This window comes from Brevundimonas sp. (genome assembly GCF_023259385.1).
Classification (GTDB): Bacteria; Pseudomonadota; Alphaproteobacteria; order Caulobacterales; family Caulobacteraceae; genus Brevundimonas.
Genome location: NZ_JAHFPF010000063.1, coordinates 1 through 14,584 on the forward strand (window position 1 = coordinate 1; position 14,584 = coordinate 14,584).

The window sequence follows — 14,584 nt, forward strand, 5'->3', positions numbered from 1 at the left end:
GCCAGGGCCTCGGGGTCGCCGGCCTCCTTGCGGAAGATGATCTCGACCGCGCCCTTGGCGCCCATCACCGCGATCTCGGCGCTGGGCCAGGCGTAGTTGACGTCGCCGCGCAGGTGTTTGCTGCTCATCACGTCATAGGCGCCGCCGTAGGCCTTGCGGGTGATGACGGTCAGCTTGGGCACGGTGGCCTCGGCGTAGGCGAACAGCAGCTTGGCGCCGTGCTTGATCAGGGCGCCGTACTCCTGACGGGTGCCGGGCATGAAGCCGGGCACGTCGACGAAGGTGACCAGCGGGATGTCGAAGGCGTCGCAGAAGCGCACGAAGCGGGCGGCCTTGCGGCTGGAATCGATGTCCAGCACGCCCGCCAGCACCTGCGGCTGGTTGGCGACGATGCCGACCGACTGGCCGTCCAGGCGGCCGAAGCCGCAGACGATGTTGCGGGCGAAGTCAGCGCCGATCTCGAAGAACTCGGCCTCGTCGACCGTCTTCAGGATCAGCTCCTTGATGTCATAGGGCTGGTTCGGATTGGCCGGGACCAGGGTGTCGAGCGAGGCCTCGTCGCGGTCGGGGTCGTCATAGCTCTCGCGGACCGGGGGCTTTTCGCGGTTCGACAGGGGCAGGAAGCCGATCAGGCGGCGGACTTCCGACAGGGCCTCCAGGTCGTTCTCGAAGGCGCCGTCGGCGACGCCCGACTTGCCGGCGTGGACGCGGGCGCCGCCCAGGTCCTCGTGGGTGACGACCTCGTTGGTGACCGTCTTCACCACGTCGGGGCCGGTCACGTACATGTAGCTCGTGTCCTTCACCATGAAGATGAAGTCGGTGATGGCGGGCGAATAGACGTCGCCGCCCGCGCACGGGCCCATGATCACGCTGATCTGGGGGATGACGCCCGAGGCCAGGGTGTTCTGCAGGAAGATGTCGGCGTAGCCGGCCAGCGACTCGACGCCTTCCTGGATGCGGGCGCCGCCGGCGTCGAACAGGCCGATGATCGGCGCGCCGGTGGTCAGCGCCATCTTCTGCAGCTTGACGATCTTGGCCGCGTGGGCGCCCGACAGGGAGCCGCCGAAGACGGTGAAGTCCTTGGAGAAGACATAGACCAGACGGCCGCCGATGGTGCCGCGTCCGGTGACGACGCCGTCGCCGGGGACGCGCTGCTTCTCCATGCCGAAGTCGTGCGAGCGGTGCTCGACGAACATGTCGGTCTCCTCGAAGGAGCCCTCGTCCAGCAGGACCTCGATCCGCTCGCGCGCGGTCAGCTTGCCCTTGGCGTGCTGGGCTTCGATCCGCTTCTCGCCGCCGCCGAGACGGGCGGCCGCGCGGCGGGCTTCAAGCTTGTCGAGGATGTCTTGCATGGGGCGTCTCCTTGAGCGCTGGCTTAAGGAGACGCGGGGGCGGAGGCAAGCGGCGGGGGGCGAGGTCAGTGAAGAGTGCTCGTGAGCAATGGGGTGAGCGGGCCCCGCACTGGCAGGCTCACCCCTTGCTCACTATTTACTCGCCCGCGATCCCCGCCAGCCTTTGCAGCTCCGCCACATGGCCGGCGAAGGCCGTCCGCCCCGCCGCCGTCAGACTGGCCCAAGTGCGTTGGCGGCCGTCGGCGGCGGCCTTGCGCAGCTTGATATGGCCCGCCTCCTCAAGCGCCTTGAGGTGTTTGGACAGGACCGAGTCCGAGACCTCTAGCGTGTCGCGGATCATGGCGAATTCGGCCTCGTCGGCCGCCGACAGGATGCCGCAGATCTGCAGCCGGCCGGGGGCGTGGATGGCCGCGTCGAAACGGGGCGCGGGCCTCAACGGTCCAGCCTCATCTCGGCGCGGTAGACCCGGCGCCACAGGCGCGAGCCGATCAGGGCGACAATGAAGCCGGCGGCGGCGGCGATGGCGGCGATCAACGGAACCGGCGTCTCCGGCGACATGCGCCGCACGATGGCCAGGCCGACGATGCAGGCGGCGAACAGCAGGCCGATGCCGATGGCCACCCAGCGCGCCCATTTGGGCGAGACGCCGGTCAGCTTCAGGCCGGTGCGGCGGGTCTCCTTCTGGAAGATCACCACCAGTCCCATCAAGCCGACAGTGCTCGCGACGACGTTGAACGGCGCGTCGAAGGCCTGCCCCCCGACCATGCCGGCCATGAGAGCGGAATAGGTCAGGTCGTAGCGCCAGCCGCCGGTGGCGACGCGGTCGTGCACGGCGCGGCGGGACTTCTCAATGGCGGCGAGCGCCTCGGTCGGGGTCTGGTGGTCGTCGGTCATGGCGTATTTCTCACTTTCCGATGTGGAAACTGACGCAGACTTTCCGGATTGGCAAGTGAAAACTTTCCGAGTTGGAAAGTCAGCCTTCCAGCGCCCGGAACCACCGGTCGAACAGGACGGCCTCGGCGCGGCGGAAGGCGGTGCGGGCGGCGTTGTCCTCGTCCACGCCCCAGCGGCTTTCCTGGAAGGCTTCGTCGATGCGCGACAGGTCGAAGGCCAGTTCGCCGGACAGCGCCCCGCGCTGCACCGCCAGCCCCAGCACCGCCGAGCCCAGCAGGGGCGTGAGGGCGGCCAGGCCGGTCAGGGCGAAATCGTCGAGCTCCAGCGCCAGTTCGCGCACGCGGGCGACGGCGGCGGGGTCCTGGGCCGTGTGGAGGAGGCCTTCGGCGACCTGGAGCGGCACGCCCAGCTCGCGGGCCCAGGCGCGCCACGGGCCCCACTCGCGCGCCTGCTGTTCGACCAGCGAGCCGGGCGCCTCGGCCGGATAGCAGAGCAGGTCCGAGCCGGCATAGGCGGCGACCTCGTCGGCGACGGCCTCGCGCACCTGGCTGACGCGGTCGATGGCGGTGGAGGCCAGGCGGGTGGCGGGCATGGTCCCGGGCTCGATGAACTCGCCCTGGGCGGCCCATTCGTCCGCGACCATGCGGGCGGCGGCTTCGGTCGGCAGGGTCAGCTTCGCATGCGCCGGGGTCTTGGGCGCGCGGCCGTCCAGCAGGACGGTCCATTCAGACCCCTTGGCGCCCTCCCCTTCGCTGACGTCGACGGTCTTCCAGAAGCGCTTCAGCCGCTCCTCGGACTCGCGGAAGCCCTTGCGGGCGGCGACCATGGGATCGAGGGGGGGAATGTGGCTCATCGTGTGTCTCGAAATCAGGCGTAGCTGCGGGCGAAGCCGTCCAGCACGACGTTCAGTTCGCCGAAGCTTTTGGCCACATGCCGCGCGCCGCCGGCGATCTGTTCCTCGGCCGTGTGGAAGCCCCAGGCGACGCCCAGCGGCAGGACGCCGGCCTTGACGGCCATGGTCGCGTCGTGGGCGGTGTCGCCGATCATGACGGTCGAGGCCGGGTCGGCGTTGCAGGCGGCCATGGCGGCGTGGAGCATGGCGGGATCCGGCTTGCCCGGCCCGTCCTCGGCGCAGTGGGACGACAGGAAGATCTCGGCCCAGCCCTGACGCGCCAGGTTGCGGGCCACGCCGCGGCGGTTCTGGCCGGTGGCCAGCGCCAGGCGCCAGCCGTCGCGGTGCAGGCGGCGCAGGTGGTCCATGGCTCCGTCGTACAGCGGCTCCTCATGCCCCTCGGCGTACATGCGGTTGAAGCTGGCGCGGAAGCCGGCGACGAAGCGCGCCAGGCCCTCGGCGTCCAGGCCCGGCTCCAGCACCGCCATGGCGTGGTCGAGGGACAGGCCGACGATCATGCGGACGCGGTCATAGTCCGGCTCGGGCAGGCCCATGTCGCGCGCGGCCTCGCAGGCGGCGCGGTGGATGGAGGCGCGGCTGTCGACCAGGGTGCCGTCGATATCGAAGACGGCGAGCGGGCGGGAGGAGAAGGTCATGCGGGTACGACGTCGAAGGCGATGGTCAGGCGAGGCCGGTCGCCCGTGAACGGGACGGTGCCATGCCACAGATACGAGGGAAAAAGCACCAGCTTGCCGGGCTCGGGCTTCTCGAACCGCACGGGCGGGAAGACGTCGGGCGCGAAAGGCGCGCCGCCGAAGCCGAGCCAGCCCTCGTGACCGCCCGCATCGACGGCGGCCGGCAGTTCGACATAGCAGGCCGAGGACAGCCAGCCGTTCGGATGGACATGGGGGGCGTGGAAGCCGCCCGGCGCCAGCTGGACCGACCAGCAGCCCGCCATGCGCCAGGCGCCGGTATTGCGCCTGCGCAGGGGATCGGAGCCCGGACCCAGACCCGCGACATGGCGGGTGATCGGGCCCTGGACCGCGCCGAGGAAGGCCTGGATCACGGGATCGTCGCTGGCCTTCAGATCGACGGCGGTCTGGGTGCCGTGGCGCAGGCTCTGACCGACCGGATGGGTCCGCAGGCCGTGCAGCCGCCGCACGGACACGGCCAGGTCGGCGAGGAAGGACGACAGGTCCGGCCAGCCGGCGGGCGTATCGATGACGTGGCCGCGCACGAGGTCGGCGTCGTACCAGGGGCGATCCGCCAGCCGGCGGGCGAGGCCGAGCAGGGACAGGACGCTCTGATCGGCCGGGACGCGTTCCGCCAGCGGCTCGATCACGGCCAGGGCCTCGTCCGCCTCACGCCGGGCCAGCCGCACCTCGGTCAGCCGCAGCCAGGCCCGCAGGTCGCCCGGCGCGAGGGCGACCGCCTTCAGGGCGTGGGTCAGGGCCTGGTCCGGATCGAAGGACAGGGCGGCGTGGGCGGCGGCCAACTCGACCTCCGGATGATCCGGTCCCGGCGCCCCGGTCAGGGTTCGCCAGACGGTCCGGGCGTCGCTGCCCGTATATTCCATCAGGGTGGCGCGCAGCAGGTGCAGGGCCCGGTCGGCGGGGGTTCGCGCCAGCGCCTCGCGCACCGGCGCCATGGCCGGCTCGCCGTCCGCGGTGCGCATCCAGATGAGCTGGGCCAGATCCCGGACGGCGTCGATATAGCCGGGCCGCCGCGTCAGCGCCTCGCGGAAGGCGGCGTCCGCATCGTCGTGCTTGTTCTGCGCCACCAGGGCGCGCGCCAGGACCAGCCAGGTTTCGGGCGCGTCGCCGCCTTTAAGAAAGGCGCGGCGGGCGGCGGCCTCGGCGTCCGCGGAGCGGCCCAGGTCGCCCAGCAGGGCCGCGAGATTGTGTTCCGCGACCGCGCTGGTCGGGCGCGCGGCCACCGCCGCAAGGCGCTCGGCCAGGGCCTGGGGATCTCGCGGCGACGGCGTCATTTCAGCCTGACGATGCTGTCGCGGCTCATCGCTGCCGCCTCACGCCCTCGAACGGGTCCTCCCCCGCCCCCTCATGCGGGTCGAAGCCGAAGTGGGCGAAGCCGGCCTTCATCTCGGGGCTCAGCGGCGCCTCGACGATCAGCTTGCCGCCCGACGGGTGGTCCAGCTCGATCCGGTGGGCATGCAGCTGCAGCTTCAGTCCGCCCGAGAGCTCCCTGGACTTCTCGTCGCCGTATTTGGGATCACCCAGGATCGGATGGCCGATGGCGGCCATGTGGGCGCGCAGCTGGTGGGTCCGGCCGGTGAAGGGGCGCAGCGCCATCCAGGCGGCGCGGTGGGCGGCGCGGCTGATGGTGGCGAAGGCGGTCTCGGCAGGTTCGGCGCGCGGATCCTTGCGCTCGGCCGGGCGCATCATCTCGAAGTCGTTGATGCCGGTCTTCTTCAGCGGCATGTCGATCTGGCCCGCCGACGGCTTGGGGTTGCCGATGACGATGGCCCAGTAGGTCTTCTTGGCCTGACGGCGGGCGAAGGCGCCGGCCAGCCGCTTGGCCGCCTCCGGCCCCTTGCCCAGCAACAGGACGCCCGAGGTGTCGCGGTCCAGGCGGTGCACCAGACGCGGGCGCTCCATCCCCTCGCCCCAGGCGCCCAGCAGGCGGTCGACGTGGCGGCTGGTCTTGGTGCCGCCCTGCACAGCCAGACCGTGCGGCTTGTTCAGGGCGATGACCATGTCGTCCTCGTAGATCACCATCGACTTGGCGAAGCGGATGTCCTGTTCCGACAGGGTGTGGGCGTCGCCCGCCTGACGCGAGGTGTCGTCGGGGATCGGGGGCACGCGCACGGCAGCGCCGGCGGTCAGACGGCCTTCCGGCTTGATGCGGGCGCCATCGACGCGGATCTGGCCGCTGCGGGCCATCTTCTGCACCTGGATGTTGGACAGGTGCGGCCAGCGCCGGCGGAACCACCGGTCCAGACGGATGCCGTCCTCGGCCTCGGCCACATAGATGGTCAGGACCTCCCGCTTGGGGGCCTCGGCGGGAGCATCGGGGGTCTCGTCGGTCAAAGTGCGGCTCCGAAAGCGCGGCGGGCCAGCATCAGGCCGAGGAACAGGGCGATGACCGAAGCGGCCACCGAAACGGCGACATAGCCGGACGCCATGGCGAACTGACGGCGCTCGATCATCAGGACCGTCTCCAGCGAAAAGGCCGAGAAGGTGGTGAAGCCGCCCAGCACGCCGACGGCGGCGAACAGGCGCAGGGTCTCGCCATGCGCCCCGCCCCGGAAGGCTAGCCAGCCGGTCAGCAGTCCCATCAGCAGGCCGCCGACGACATTGGCCGTCAGCGTCGGCCACGGCCATCCCGCCGTCGTGGGCAGCCAACGCCCCAGCCCGTAGCGGGCCATGGCGCCGAGCGCGCCCCCGGCTGCAACGATCAGAAAACGTGTCATGATCCGGGGCTTATAACCCCGTTTGCGGCATTGCGAAGGGAGACGCCTGATGACCGACCTGATCCTCGCCATCGTCCACCACATCCTGGTCTTCGGCCTTGTCGCCATGCTGGCGATCGAGCGGGTGCTGGCGGGCGCGCCGGTCGTCGACATCAAGCGGCTGTCGCGGCTGGACGGCGGCTACGGCGGGACGGCCACGCTGATCGTGCTGGTCGGGATCGGCCGGGCAGTCTGGGGCGGCAAGGGCTGGGCTTTCTATCAGGCCAACCCCTTCTTCTGGGCCAAGATCGCCACCTTCGTCCTGATCGGCCTGATCTCCATCGGCCCGACGATGGCCATCCTGCGCTGGGCGAAGGCCGCGCGGGCCGAGGCCGGCTTCCAGCCCCCGGTCGCGGACCGCAAGCGGGTCATCACCGCGCTGAACCTGCAGGCGCTGCTGCTGGTCGTCCTGCTGGCGTGCGCCGCCGCCATGGCGCGGTACCCGTTCTGACCGAAACTTCACTTGCCGGGGCACAGGGTTAACGGCGATACCCGAACAGCGGCGCTTCGCGTCGTGAGAGAACGCCGTCCGCCCGGCGGCGCGATCTGCCATAGTGCCGGGCAGCCAGACTCACAGGACCGCCGAAGCGCCATGTCGCACGACGATCACAACCACGCGCCCGACCCGCACGCCTCGCCCTTCGACGGCGGCCACGGCGGTCATGGACACGACCAGCGCCTGCAGGCCGCGCCGAACCCGCCGCCGCCGGGCGCGCAGGACAGCCCTAACCGCGAGATCCCGCAGACGACGTCGCACGCCTCGGCCCCGCCCCTGCGCAGCGCCGACGGCATCCTGCGGCCGATCCAGGACAGCGAGTATTTCTCGTACGACCCGGCCTCGGTGGCCGCGGTCTCGACCCACATCGACGAATATTTCAACCAACCGCTGGACCTGTTCCCCTTCTGGGAGAGCGAGGGCAAGCCGGACCGCTTCCACGTCCTGTTCAGCCGCCAGATCGAGGAACGCTTCCCGGTCGACAGCGATATCCGCAAGCTGATCCATGACTATGGCCGCCGCGTCTTCCGCGCGCTGGTGGTGCACGTCTCGGTCAAGCGGGGCAGCCAGCTGGCCGCCCTGGCGGCCTTCACCCTGCTGGCGACGCTGGGGCCGACCTGGTTCTCGACCTGGACGGGCTCGCCGCCGATGGGGCTGGGCCTGGCCTTCGCCTCCATGCTGGCCGTGGTCGGCGTCTTCTGGGCCGCGCAGGCGATCCTGTTCATCCAGTACCGCTTCCAGCTGGAGAACGACTCCTACGAACTGTCGCGCGAGATCGTGACGCGGACGCGCGAGCTGCAGAACCTGTTCACCAGCGCCCGCGCCATGGCCGACCAGGCCGAGACCCAATACCAGATGGACGGCAAGGGCTGGGGCCAGCGCGCCCTGTACCTGACCCGCCTGACCATGTGGATCGGCGCGCGGATGGAGTACCTGGAGAAGTACGTCCAGATGGAGCTGTGGCGCGTCCGCCGCGAACGCTACTGGATGCGCTGGGCGCAGCGGATCATGACGCCGCTGGTGTTCGTGGTCTGGCTGGTCCTGTTCCTGCTGGAGCCCGCTCCGGCCGACGCAGGCGCGTTCCGCGCCCTGCAGGCCGTGGCCGTGGCGCTGGGTCTGGGTGTCAGCTGGCTGTCCTACTTCCGCTGGCGCACGCCGGTGGCGGCCATCCAGGACAAGCTGGGCGTCGAGGGCTGGGTCCGCTACGCCTCGCTGGACGTCGACAACGCCGTGGCCGACCAGGTGCGGCGCGACAAAGAGCGGCTGGTGGAATACCGGGCGCTGACGCGGGGGCGTTGAGGCTGGGGGCCAGCCCCTACCGCCGCAGCGCGTCCCGCACGCCGCGGGCGTCATAGGCTTCAGGCCGATCCGGGCGCTGGCCGCGGCCCATGACCACCTCCAGCGAGGTCGAGGTCGGGGACGGGCCGCTGAAGTTCAGGCCGACGCCGACGCCCACGCCGGACGAGGAATAGCGGCCATAGGGGCTGGAGTATCGGCCGCCGCCGTAGCTGACGCCGACGCTGGGGCGCATGCCGCCGGCGCTGTCGGGACGGCCGTCGGTCCAGCGCTGGGTGACCTCGAACCAGTCATAGCCCTCGGCCGTGGTCAGCTCGGCCGCGCGCAGCAGGGCGTAGTCGGCCACCGGCCCGGGCGCGCCCACGCCGTTGTAGGTGACGCGGAAGCGGTTGGATTCGATCCGCTGCTCGGAATAGCCCTGCCCGTTCGGCCCCATCTGGGCGCCGTAGGGGGCGAGGCTGGCGCAGGCCGACAGGCCGAGACCGGCGGCGAGGACGAGGGGCAGGACAAGGCGCTTCATGACAGGCTCCGAGGCTTTCGGAGTTTAACCGTAGCGGGACCCAGTGGTTCCTGTCACGGCGGCTGACGCTACGAGAGCCCCGCCGCCGCCTTCAGCGTCTCGAAATCGTCCGGCAGCGGCGCTTCCACCGTCGCATAGCCCCCCGACGGGTGTGGGAAGACCAGCCTGGACGCATGCAGCATCAGCCGGGGAGCCGCGCGGCCGGCGAAGGTCAGGGCGCCGCCGTAGCGCACGTCCCCGGCCAGGGGTCGCCCGATCGAGGCCATGTGGACCCGCAGCTGGTGCATCCGCCCGGTGGCCGGGTCCAGCTCGACCAGGGCTCCGTCCTCCGAGGCGGACAGGGTGCGGTAGCGGCTCAGGGCGGCCTGGGCGCCCGGCGTGTCGGCGCTGACGGCGCGCATATAGCTTTCACGCCCGACCTCCTGTCGCAGCAGAGGCGTGTCGATGGTCCCGGCCCGGGGCTCGGGCGCCGCCGACAGCAGGGCCTGATAGGTCTTTTTGAACCGCCGCGCCTGCAGCGCCTTGCCGAGGAAGCCGGCGGCGGGCTTGGTGCGGGCCGCCAGGATGACGCCGGAGGTGTCGCGGTCGAGCCGGTGCACCAGCTCGGGCCGCTTGCCGTTCGAGCGCATGAAGGCCCACAGCAGGTCGTCCAGCGTATGCGCCTGGATCCGCCCGCCCTGGCTGGACAGGCCGGACGGCTTGTTGAAGGCGATGACGTGCTCGTCCTCGAGGATCACCCACGAACGGACGGCGGCGATCTCGTCCTCGGTCAGGGCAACGGGCGCGCGGGTGGTCACGAGGCGGGCTGGCGCGGCGTCCAGCGGATGCGCTCGAAACGGGCGATCAGCCCGGTCACGACGCCGGTGATGATCCCGGCGAAGGGACCGACGAACAGGGTGGCCAGCAGGATGCGGTGGGCGGCGATCACCTCTCCCCCGGCCTCGATCTGGAGGAAGGCCGACAGGCGGGCGTTCAGGTGCACCGCCCAGGCCATCAGGATGAAGGCCAGGGCGCCGGCGATCAGCGCCTTGCCCCGGCCCAGCGGGGCCAGCAGCAGCACGATGGCGGCCCCGTAGAGGAACAGGGCCAGCACCTCCACCACCTGGGCCGAGCCCGCGCTGATGCGATAGCCCAGCAGCCACTGGGCGAGGACGCCCAGCCCGACGAGGCAGACGGCGGCGAGGGTCAGGGTGGGACGCGGTGCGGTCAGGATCATGCCCGACCGCTTAGCACGATCCGTCCCGGACCCAAGCCCCGTCGGTCAACGCGCGATCCCCTGAACCACCCACCCGGGGCGGCGAAGGCTGAGAAGGCCAAGCGTTCTGGTCAGTACCCCGGAAGAGCACTTCCAAATATCCTGCACCTTCTGGCGGCATGCTCCGACAGCTTCACATTTGCCGGAAGCTCCCAGCTTCCCGGCTGCATGAGAAACGGTCCAGAGACTCGCAGACGCTCGCCGTCCATGAACGCGCGAACGACGTGTGGCGGCTTGTTCGGAATCCGGGCGAACGCACAGGCCGAGGCGCCTGATTCATTCACTGTGTAGTCCGAGAGGGTGACCTCCGGATATGAGATCGCCCGGTCCCTAACGACGGCCAGCACCTGGTCCGGAGCGAGGCTCGCGGTGGGGTGATCCGCTTGACGATCGGGCGCCGCGCATGACGCTAGCGCCAAAGCGCCGAGAATGACTAGGCCTTGGACCTTCCGCATCACAGCCCCGATGTCTCCGCAGTTTCTTGCAGTGCGACCACCGCCTTCATCAAACCCGTAGTGTCTGAATGTGGGATCGTCCATGCGCGGCCTCCGCGACCGTCAGGGCATCGGAAAGCGCGGCGAAGGCGGCGGTGTTGTCGAAGATGCACCAGGTCGGCGCCGCGGCGCGCTCGGCCTCCAGCGTTCGCGCCATGCCGGCGAGGACCTCCGGCGGATAGGCGGAATAGTAGATCCGCGGCGCCCCATGCAGGCGGTAGTAGGTCAGGCCACGCCAGCCGCCTGGCCGGTCCGCGCCTACATGCGGCGCCGGGTCGGCGGCGACGCGGGCGATCCGGCGCTCGGCCAGCCAGCCGTCCATCTCGTCGGAGAACCAGTCGCGATGGCGGGGCTCAAGGGCGACGGGGGCGTCGAGCCGCTCCCGCACGGACTTGAAGAAATCGTCGACCATGGCCGCGTCGAAGCCGAGCGACGGCGGCAGTTGGACCAGCAGGACGCCCAACCGCTCGCCGAGCCCGGAGACCTCGGCCTTGAAGCGATCCAGCCCGACGTCCGGATCGGCCAGTCTCTGATCATGGGTCAGCAGGCGCGGAACCTTGACCGCGAAGCGGAAGTCCGGCGGCGTCGAGGCGGCCCAGCGCTCCCAGGTCTGACGGCGGTGCGGGCGGTAGAAGCTGGTGTTGACCTCGACCGCGTTCATGCCGCGGGCGTAGCGTTGCAGGTGCGTGCCCGGCGGCGGAAAACGGTCGGCGACGGCGGCCGGAACGCTCCAGCCCGCCGTGCCGATCCTGAGGTCGAAGGTCATGCTGGGGCAAGGCGCGAGCCCGCCCCGGGTTCCTCAGCGCAGCACGCCGCGCTTGCGCATCGTCCAGGCGTACCAGGCCAGGAAGAGCGCGATGACGACGATCACCCACGGCATGTACTGCATGATCGCCATCGCCTCGGGCAGCGGCGGCATCGGATTCATCAGGCCGTGGATCAGGCTGACCACCGCGCCGAGAAGGGACAGGCCGAACGCCCAGACCGCCCAGCGACTACGCAGCAGCAGCAGGATCGAACCGGCGACGGCGCCCCAGACCCCCAAGGCCCACGGCACATACATCCAGGTCGGCATGCCGATGAAATAGTCGATCATCGGCTGATCGAAGCCCGAGGCCCGCAGATAGGCCTCGCCCTGCGTCGTGGTCATGATGAAGTCGTAGCCGCCGTAGCCGCTCCACAGCAGCGACAGCACCCCCGCCAGCCAAAGGTGCCAGGGCGTTTTCACGGTCATTGAATTGCTATCAGTCATGGTCCCCTCCCAAGGTCATGTGACGGCGGGAGAATGCTCCGGAACCGGCGTTACGGCAACGGTGAGACTATTCCTGCATCCGCGCCCGCATCTCGGCCCAGCGGTCCAGCCGTTCCTTGACCTTGGCCTCGTGGCCCTCGCCCTTGGGCTGGTAGAAGACGCGGCGTTCCATCTCATCGGGGAAGAAGTTCGCGCCCGAGAAGCCTTCCGGCGTCGAGGGGTCGTACTGGTAGCCCTTGCCGTAGCCGAGCTGTTTCATGAGCTTGGTGGGCGCGTTGCGGATGTGGGCGGGCGGCATGAAGGAGCCGGTTTCGGCCGCCGCGCGCTTGGCCGCCTTGAAGGCCTCATAGACCCCGACCGACTTGGGCGCGGTGGCCAGGTGGACCACCGCCTGGGCCAGGGCCAGCTCGCCCTCGGGACTGCCGAGGAAGTCGTACGTATCCTTGGCCGCATTGGCGACGAGCAACGATAGCGGGTCCGCCTCGCCGATGTCCTCGACCGCCATGCGCACGATCCGGCGGGCCAGATACAGCGGGTCCTCGCCCCCGTTCAGCATCCGCGCCAGCCAGTAGAGGGCCGCGTCGGGGTCTGATCCGCGAACCGATTTATGCAGCGCGGATATGAGGTTATAGTGTTCTTCTCGACTCTTGTCGTAAGCAGGCGCGCGCTTCTGCAGGATGCCGGCCAGGGCCTGCACGTCCAGCGGCTCCACGCCCTGCAGGTCGAACAGCACCTCGGACATTGTCAGCAGGTAGCGGCCGTCCCCATCGGCCAGGGCCAGCAGGGCATGGCGCGCTTCCGGCGTCAGGGGCAGGGTCTTGCCCTCCATCGCCTCGGCCCGGATCAACAGTTGATCCAGCGCCGCATCGTCCAGCCGCTTCAGCACATAGACCTGCGAGCGGGACAGCAGCGCCCCGTTCAGCTCGAACGACGGGTTCTCGGTCGTGGCCCCGACCAGGGTGACGATCCCCTCCTCCACGAAGGGCAGGAAGCCGTCCTGCTGGGCGCGGTTAAAGCGGTGGATTTCGTCGACGAACAGCAGGGTCGACTGCCCCGCCGCGCGGCGCATGCGGGCGGCCTCGAACGCCTTCTTCAGGTCCGCGACACCGGAGAAGACGGCGCTGATCTGCTGGAACTGATAGCCCGCCGCCTTGGCCAGCAGGCGGGCGATGGTGGTCTTGCCGGTGCCGGGCGGCCCCCACAGGATCATGGAGCCCAGGCGGCCCGCCTCGACCATGCGCCGGATCGGCCCGCCCTCGCCCAGCAGATGGTCCTGCCCGACGACCTCGTCGAGCGTCTGCGGCCGCAGGCGGTCGGCCAGCGGGGCGTCGGGGGGATGGATGCCGGAAGCTTCGAACAGGTCGGTCATGGACGCCCAGAGATAGGCGTTACCGTCGCGGTTTTCACGCGTTACTATGGCCGCGCACCAAGGAGAATGACATGGCGGACGCTCCGAAGCCCCAGGGACCGGCCACCGGCGTCAGCCCTCACCTGACCATCCCCTCGCGCGGCGGCCAGGCGGCGATCGAATTCTACCAGCGCGCCTTCGGGGCGAAGGAAGAGCGACGCATGCTGGCCGAGGACGGCGAGCGGCTGATGCACGCCGCCCTGATCATCAACGGCGCCAGCGTCCTGCTGGCCGACGAATTCCCCGAGTACAACGGCGAGCAGGACATCGTTCCGCGCGGCGTGACCCTGCACCTTCAGGTCGACGACGCCGACGAATGGTGGAACCGCGCCATCCTGGCCGGCGGCGTGCCGCTGTACCCGCTGGCGGACCAGTTCTGGGGCGACCGCTACGGCCAGCTGAAGGACCCCTTCGGCCACACCTGGTCGATCGGGGCGCCGATCAGGGCCTGATCAGCGGATCGTCCCGGTTATGGTGCGACCGCGGCGGTTGATGGTCACCTCGGCGCCGCGTCCTACGCTGGCCAGCTGGGTCGGGGCGCTGACCGGACGGCCATTGACCGCCACGACCACGTCCCCGGCCTGGAAGCCGACCCGGTTGGCGTAGCTGCCGCCCTGCACCCTAGTGATGAACGCTCCCGCCAAGAAGGGATCGCCGCCCAGGCTGTCGGCCAGGGCCGGATTCAGCGCCACCGCCTGCACCCCCGACAGGCCGCCCTGCTGGATCAGGGTCGCCTTGCCGGTGTCCGGGTCGCCGGGCAGCGGCGCGATGCGGGCGTTCAGGGTCTGGCGGCGGCCGTCGCGGACGACGGTGACCTCGACCGTCTCGTTCGGATCATGCAGGCCGACGCGGAAGTTCAGCCCGCCCTGGTCGTTGATCTCGGCCCCGTCCACGGCGGCGATCAGGTCACCCTCGCGGATGCCGGCCCGCGCACCCGGACCGCCCGGCCAGACCTGGGTGACGACGACGCCCTGCGGGCGCTCCAGGCCCAGGCTGCGGGCGATGTCGGCGCTGACCGTCTCGCCCTTCACGCCCAGCCACGGACGCACGACGGTGGTCGCGCCACCGACGGCGTTGTCGACCACCCGCTTCACCATCGAGGCCGGGATGGCGAAGCCGACGCCGGACGAGGTGCCCGAGCGCGAGAAGATCGCCGAGTTGATGCCGATCAGGTCGCCGTCCATGTCCACCAGCGCCCCGCCCGAGTTGCCCGGATTGATGGCCGCGTCGGTCTGGATGAAGGAGCCGCTGTCGGA

The 14,584-nt window shown here is 70.2% G+C and carries 19 protein-coding genes; 3 read left to right on the forward strand and 16 right to left on the reverse strand.

The features are described from left to right. From Q0C81_RS06650 to crcB, 8 genes are all read right to left on the reverse strand, one after another. Positions 1-1,352 (reverse strand): acyl-CoA carboxylase subunit beta (locus Q0C81_RS06650; protein WP_291835356.1); only part of this gene is annotated, 1,352 nt, incomplete at its 3' end. Positions 1,353-1,488: 136 nt separating this feature from the next. Then, positions 1,489-1,788 carry a transcriptional regulator gene (locus Q0C81_RS06655; RefSeq protein ID WP_291835358.1) on the reverse strand — a complete coding sequence of 100 codons (300 nt, stop codon included), beginning with the start codon at positions 1,786-1,788 and terminating at the stop codon, positions 1,489-1,491. After that, the gene (locus tag Q0C81_RS06660; protein ID WP_291835361.1) at positions 1,785-2,246 is read right to left on the reverse strand and encodes a hypothetical protein; all 462 of its coding nucleotides are present in this window, start codon (positions 2,244-2,246) and stop codon (positions 1,785-1,787) included. The genes Q0C81_RS06655 and Q0C81_RS06660 overlap by 4 nt, the downstream gene beginning before the upstream one ends. 79 nt (positions 2,247-2,325) lie before the next feature. Continuing rightward, positions 2,326-3,099: an ATP12 family chaperone protein gene (locus Q0C81_RS06665; RefSeq protein WP_291835364.1), complete on the reverse strand. Its 774-nt coding sequence runs from the start codon at positions 3,097-3,099 to the stop codon at positions 2,326-2,328. 14 nt (positions 3,100-3,113) lie between these two features. Continuing rightward, the gene (locus Q0C81_RS06670; RefSeq protein ID WP_291835367.1) at positions 3,114-3,794 is read right to left on the reverse strand and encodes an HAD-IA family hydrolase; all 681 of its coding nucleotides are present in this window, start codon (positions 3,792-3,794) and stop codon (positions 3,114-3,116) included. Next, the gene (locus Q0C81_RS06675; RefSeq protein WP_291835370.1) at positions 3,791-5,125 is read right to left on the reverse strand and encodes a putative 2OG-Fe(II) oxygenase; all 1,335 of its coding nucleotides are present in this window, start codon (positions 5,123-5,125) and stop codon (positions 3,791-3,793) included. The genes Q0C81_RS06670 and Q0C81_RS06675 overlap by 4 nt, the downstream gene beginning before the upstream one ends. A gap of 25 nt (positions 5,126-5,150) precedes the next feature. Beyond that, positions 5,151-6,185, reverse strand: coding sequence for an RluA family pseudouridine synthase (locus tag Q0C81_RS06680; protein WP_291835374.1), 1,035 nt, complete (start codon positions 6,183-6,185; stop codon positions 5,151-5,153). Then, positions 6,182-6,568: a fluoride efflux transporter CrcB gene (gene crcB, locus Q0C81_RS06685; protein ID WP_291835378.1), complete on the reverse strand. Its 387-nt coding sequence runs from the start codon at positions 6,566-6,568 to the stop codon at positions 6,182-6,184. The genes Q0C81_RS06680 and crcB overlap by 4 nt, the downstream gene beginning before the upstream one ends. A gap of 49 nt (positions 6,569-6,617) precedes the next feature. On the opposite strand from crcB, the gene Q0C81_RS06690 reads away from it, so the two are divergent. Both Q0C81_RS06690 and Q0C81_RS06695 read left to right on the forward strand, forming a co-directional pair. After that, positions 6,618-7,058 (forward strand): DUF2214 family protein, encoded by a 441-nt coding sequence (locus Q0C81_RS06690; RefSeq protein ID WP_291835381.1) that lies wholly within the window; start codon positions 6,618-6,620, stop codon positions 7,056-7,058. Between the two features lie 141 nt (positions 7,059-7,199). Further along, the gene (locus Q0C81_RS06695; protein ID WP_291835384.1) at positions 7,200-8,402 is read left to right on the forward strand and encodes a hypothetical protein; all 1,203 of its coding nucleotides are present in this window, start codon (positions 7,200-7,202) and stop codon (positions 8,400-8,402) included. Between the two features lie 16 nt (positions 8,403-8,418). Here Q0C81_RS06695 and Q0C81_RS06700 read toward each other — a convergent pair whose 3' ends face one another. The 7 genes from Q0C81_RS06700 to Q0C81_RS06730 all read right to left on the reverse strand — a co-directional run bounded on the left by Q0C81_RS06700 (position 8,419) and on the right by Q0C81_RS06730 (position 13,289). Next, positions 8,419-8,919, reverse strand: a complete 501-nt coding sequence (locus tag Q0C81_RS06700) for a hypothetical protein (protein ID WP_291835386.1) — start codon at positions 8,917-8,919, stop codon at positions 8,419-8,421. 68 nt (positions 8,920-8,987) lie between these two features. Next, on the reverse strand, positions 8,988-9,716 hold the full coding sequence (locus tag Q0C81_RS06705) for an RluA family pseudouridine synthase (RefSeq protein WP_291835388.1): 729 nt from the start codon (positions 9,714-9,716) through the stop codon (positions 8,988-8,990). Continuing rightward, positions 9,713-10,135 carry a hypothetical protein gene (locus tag Q0C81_RS06710; RefSeq protein ID WP_291835391.1) on the reverse strand — a complete coding sequence of 141 codons (423 nt, stop codon included), beginning with the start codon at positions 10,133-10,135 and terminating at the stop codon, positions 9,713-9,715. Before Q0C81_RS06710 ends, Q0C81_RS06705 begins: the two co-directional genes overlap by 4 nt. Before the next feature lie 110 nt (positions 10,136-10,245). Continuing rightward, the gene (locus tag Q0C81_RS06715) at positions 10,246-10,713 is read right to left on the reverse strand and encodes a hypothetical protein (RefSeq protein WP_291835407.1); all 468 of its coding nucleotides are present in this window, start codon (positions 10,711-10,713) and stop codon (positions 10,246-10,248) included. Beyond that, the gene (locus tag Q0C81_RS06720; RefSeq protein ID WP_291835393.1) at positions 10,679-11,434 is read right to left on the reverse strand and encodes a DUF72 domain-containing protein; all 756 of its coding nucleotides are present in this window, start codon (positions 11,432-11,434) and stop codon (positions 10,679-10,681) included. Before Q0C81_RS06720 ends, Q0C81_RS06715 begins: the two co-directional genes overlap by 35 nt. A gap of 33 nt (positions 11,435-11,467) precedes the next feature. Then, positions 11,468-11,920 (reverse strand): hypothetical protein, encoded by a 453-nt coding sequence (locus Q0C81_RS06725; RefSeq protein WP_291835396.1) that lies wholly within the window; start codon positions 11,918-11,920, stop codon positions 11,468-11,470. A gap of 67 nt (positions 11,921-11,987) precedes the next feature. Then, a complete protein-coding gene (locus Q0C81_RS06730) occupies positions 11,988-13,289 on the reverse strand; it encodes a replication-associated recombination protein A (protein ID WP_291835399.1) in 1,302 nt (433 codons plus the stop codon). A gap of 71 nt (positions 13,290-13,360) precedes the next feature. Here Q0C81_RS06730 and Q0C81_RS06735 point away from each other — a divergent pair, with 71 nt between their 5' ends. After that, positions 13,361-13,780, forward strand: a complete 420-nt coding sequence (locus tag Q0C81_RS06735) for a VOC family protein (RefSeq protein WP_291835402.1) — start codon at positions 13,361-13,363, stop codon at positions 13,778-13,780. On the opposite strand, the gene Q0C81_RS06740 is transcribed toward Q0C81_RS06735, so the two are convergent. Continuing rightward, positions 13,781-14,584: PDZ domain-containing protein (locus Q0C81_RS06740; RefSeq protein WP_291835405.1), on the reverse strand; the 804-nt coding region annotated here is incomplete at its 5' end. It lies immediately after the preceding gene.

Coding starts and splice junctions, on each gene's coding strand:
- Q0C81_RS06660 (WP_291835361.1), bottom strand. CDS start 2,246: ATGACCGACGACCACCAGACCCCGACCGAGGCGCTCGCCGCCATTGAG.
- Q0C81_RS06665 (WP_291835364.1), bottom strand. CDS start 3,099: ATGAGCCACATTCCCCCCCTCGATCCCATGGTCGCCGCCCGCAAGGGC.
- Q0C81_RS06670 (WP_291835367.1), bottom strand. CDS start 3,794: ATGACCTTCTCCTCCCGCCCGCTCGCCGTCTTCGATATCGACGGCACC.
- Q0C81_RS06675 (WP_291835370.1), bottom strand. CDS start 5,125: ATGACGCCGTCGCCGCGAGATCCCCAGGCCCTGGCCGAGCGCCTTGCG.
- crcB (WP_291835378.1), bottom strand. CDS start 6,568: ATGACACGTTTTCTGATCGTTGCAGCCGGGGGCGCGCTCGGCGCCATG.
- Q0C81_RS06690 (WP_291835381.1), top strand. CDS start 6,618: ATGACCGACCTGATCCTCGCCATCGTCCACCACATCCTGGTCTTCGGC.
- Q0C81_RS06695 (WP_291835384.1), top strand. CDS start 7,200: ATGTCGCACGACGATCACAACCACGCGCCCGACCCGCACGCCTCGCCC.
- Q0C81_RS06700 (WP_291835386.1), bottom strand. CDS start 8,919: ATGAAGCGCCTTGTCCTGCCCCTCGTCCTCGCCGCCGGTCTCGGCCTG.
- Q0C81_RS06710 (WP_291835391.1), bottom strand. CDS start 10,135: ATGATCCTGACCGCACCGCGTCCCACCCTGACCCTCGCCGCCGTCTGC.
- Q0C81_RS06715 (WP_291835407.1), bottom strand. CDS start 10,713: ATGGACGATCCCACATTCAGACACTACGGGTTTGATGAAGGCGGTGGT.
- Q0C81_RS06720 (WP_291835393.1), bottom strand. CDS start 11,434: ATGACCTTCGACCTCAGGATCGGCACGGCGGGCTGGAGCGTTCCGGCC.
- Q0C81_RS06725 (WP_291835396.1), bottom strand. CDS start 11,920: ATGACTGATAGCAATTCAATGACCGTGAAAACGCCCTGGCACCTTTGG.
- Q0C81_RS06730 (WP_291835399.1), bottom strand. CDS start 13,289: ATGACCGACCTGTTCGAAGCTTCCGGCATCCATCCCCCCGACGCCCCG.
- Q0C81_RS06735 (WP_291835402.1), top strand. CDS start 13,361: ATGGCGGACGCTCCGAAGCCCCAGGGACCGGCCACCGGCGTCAGCCCT.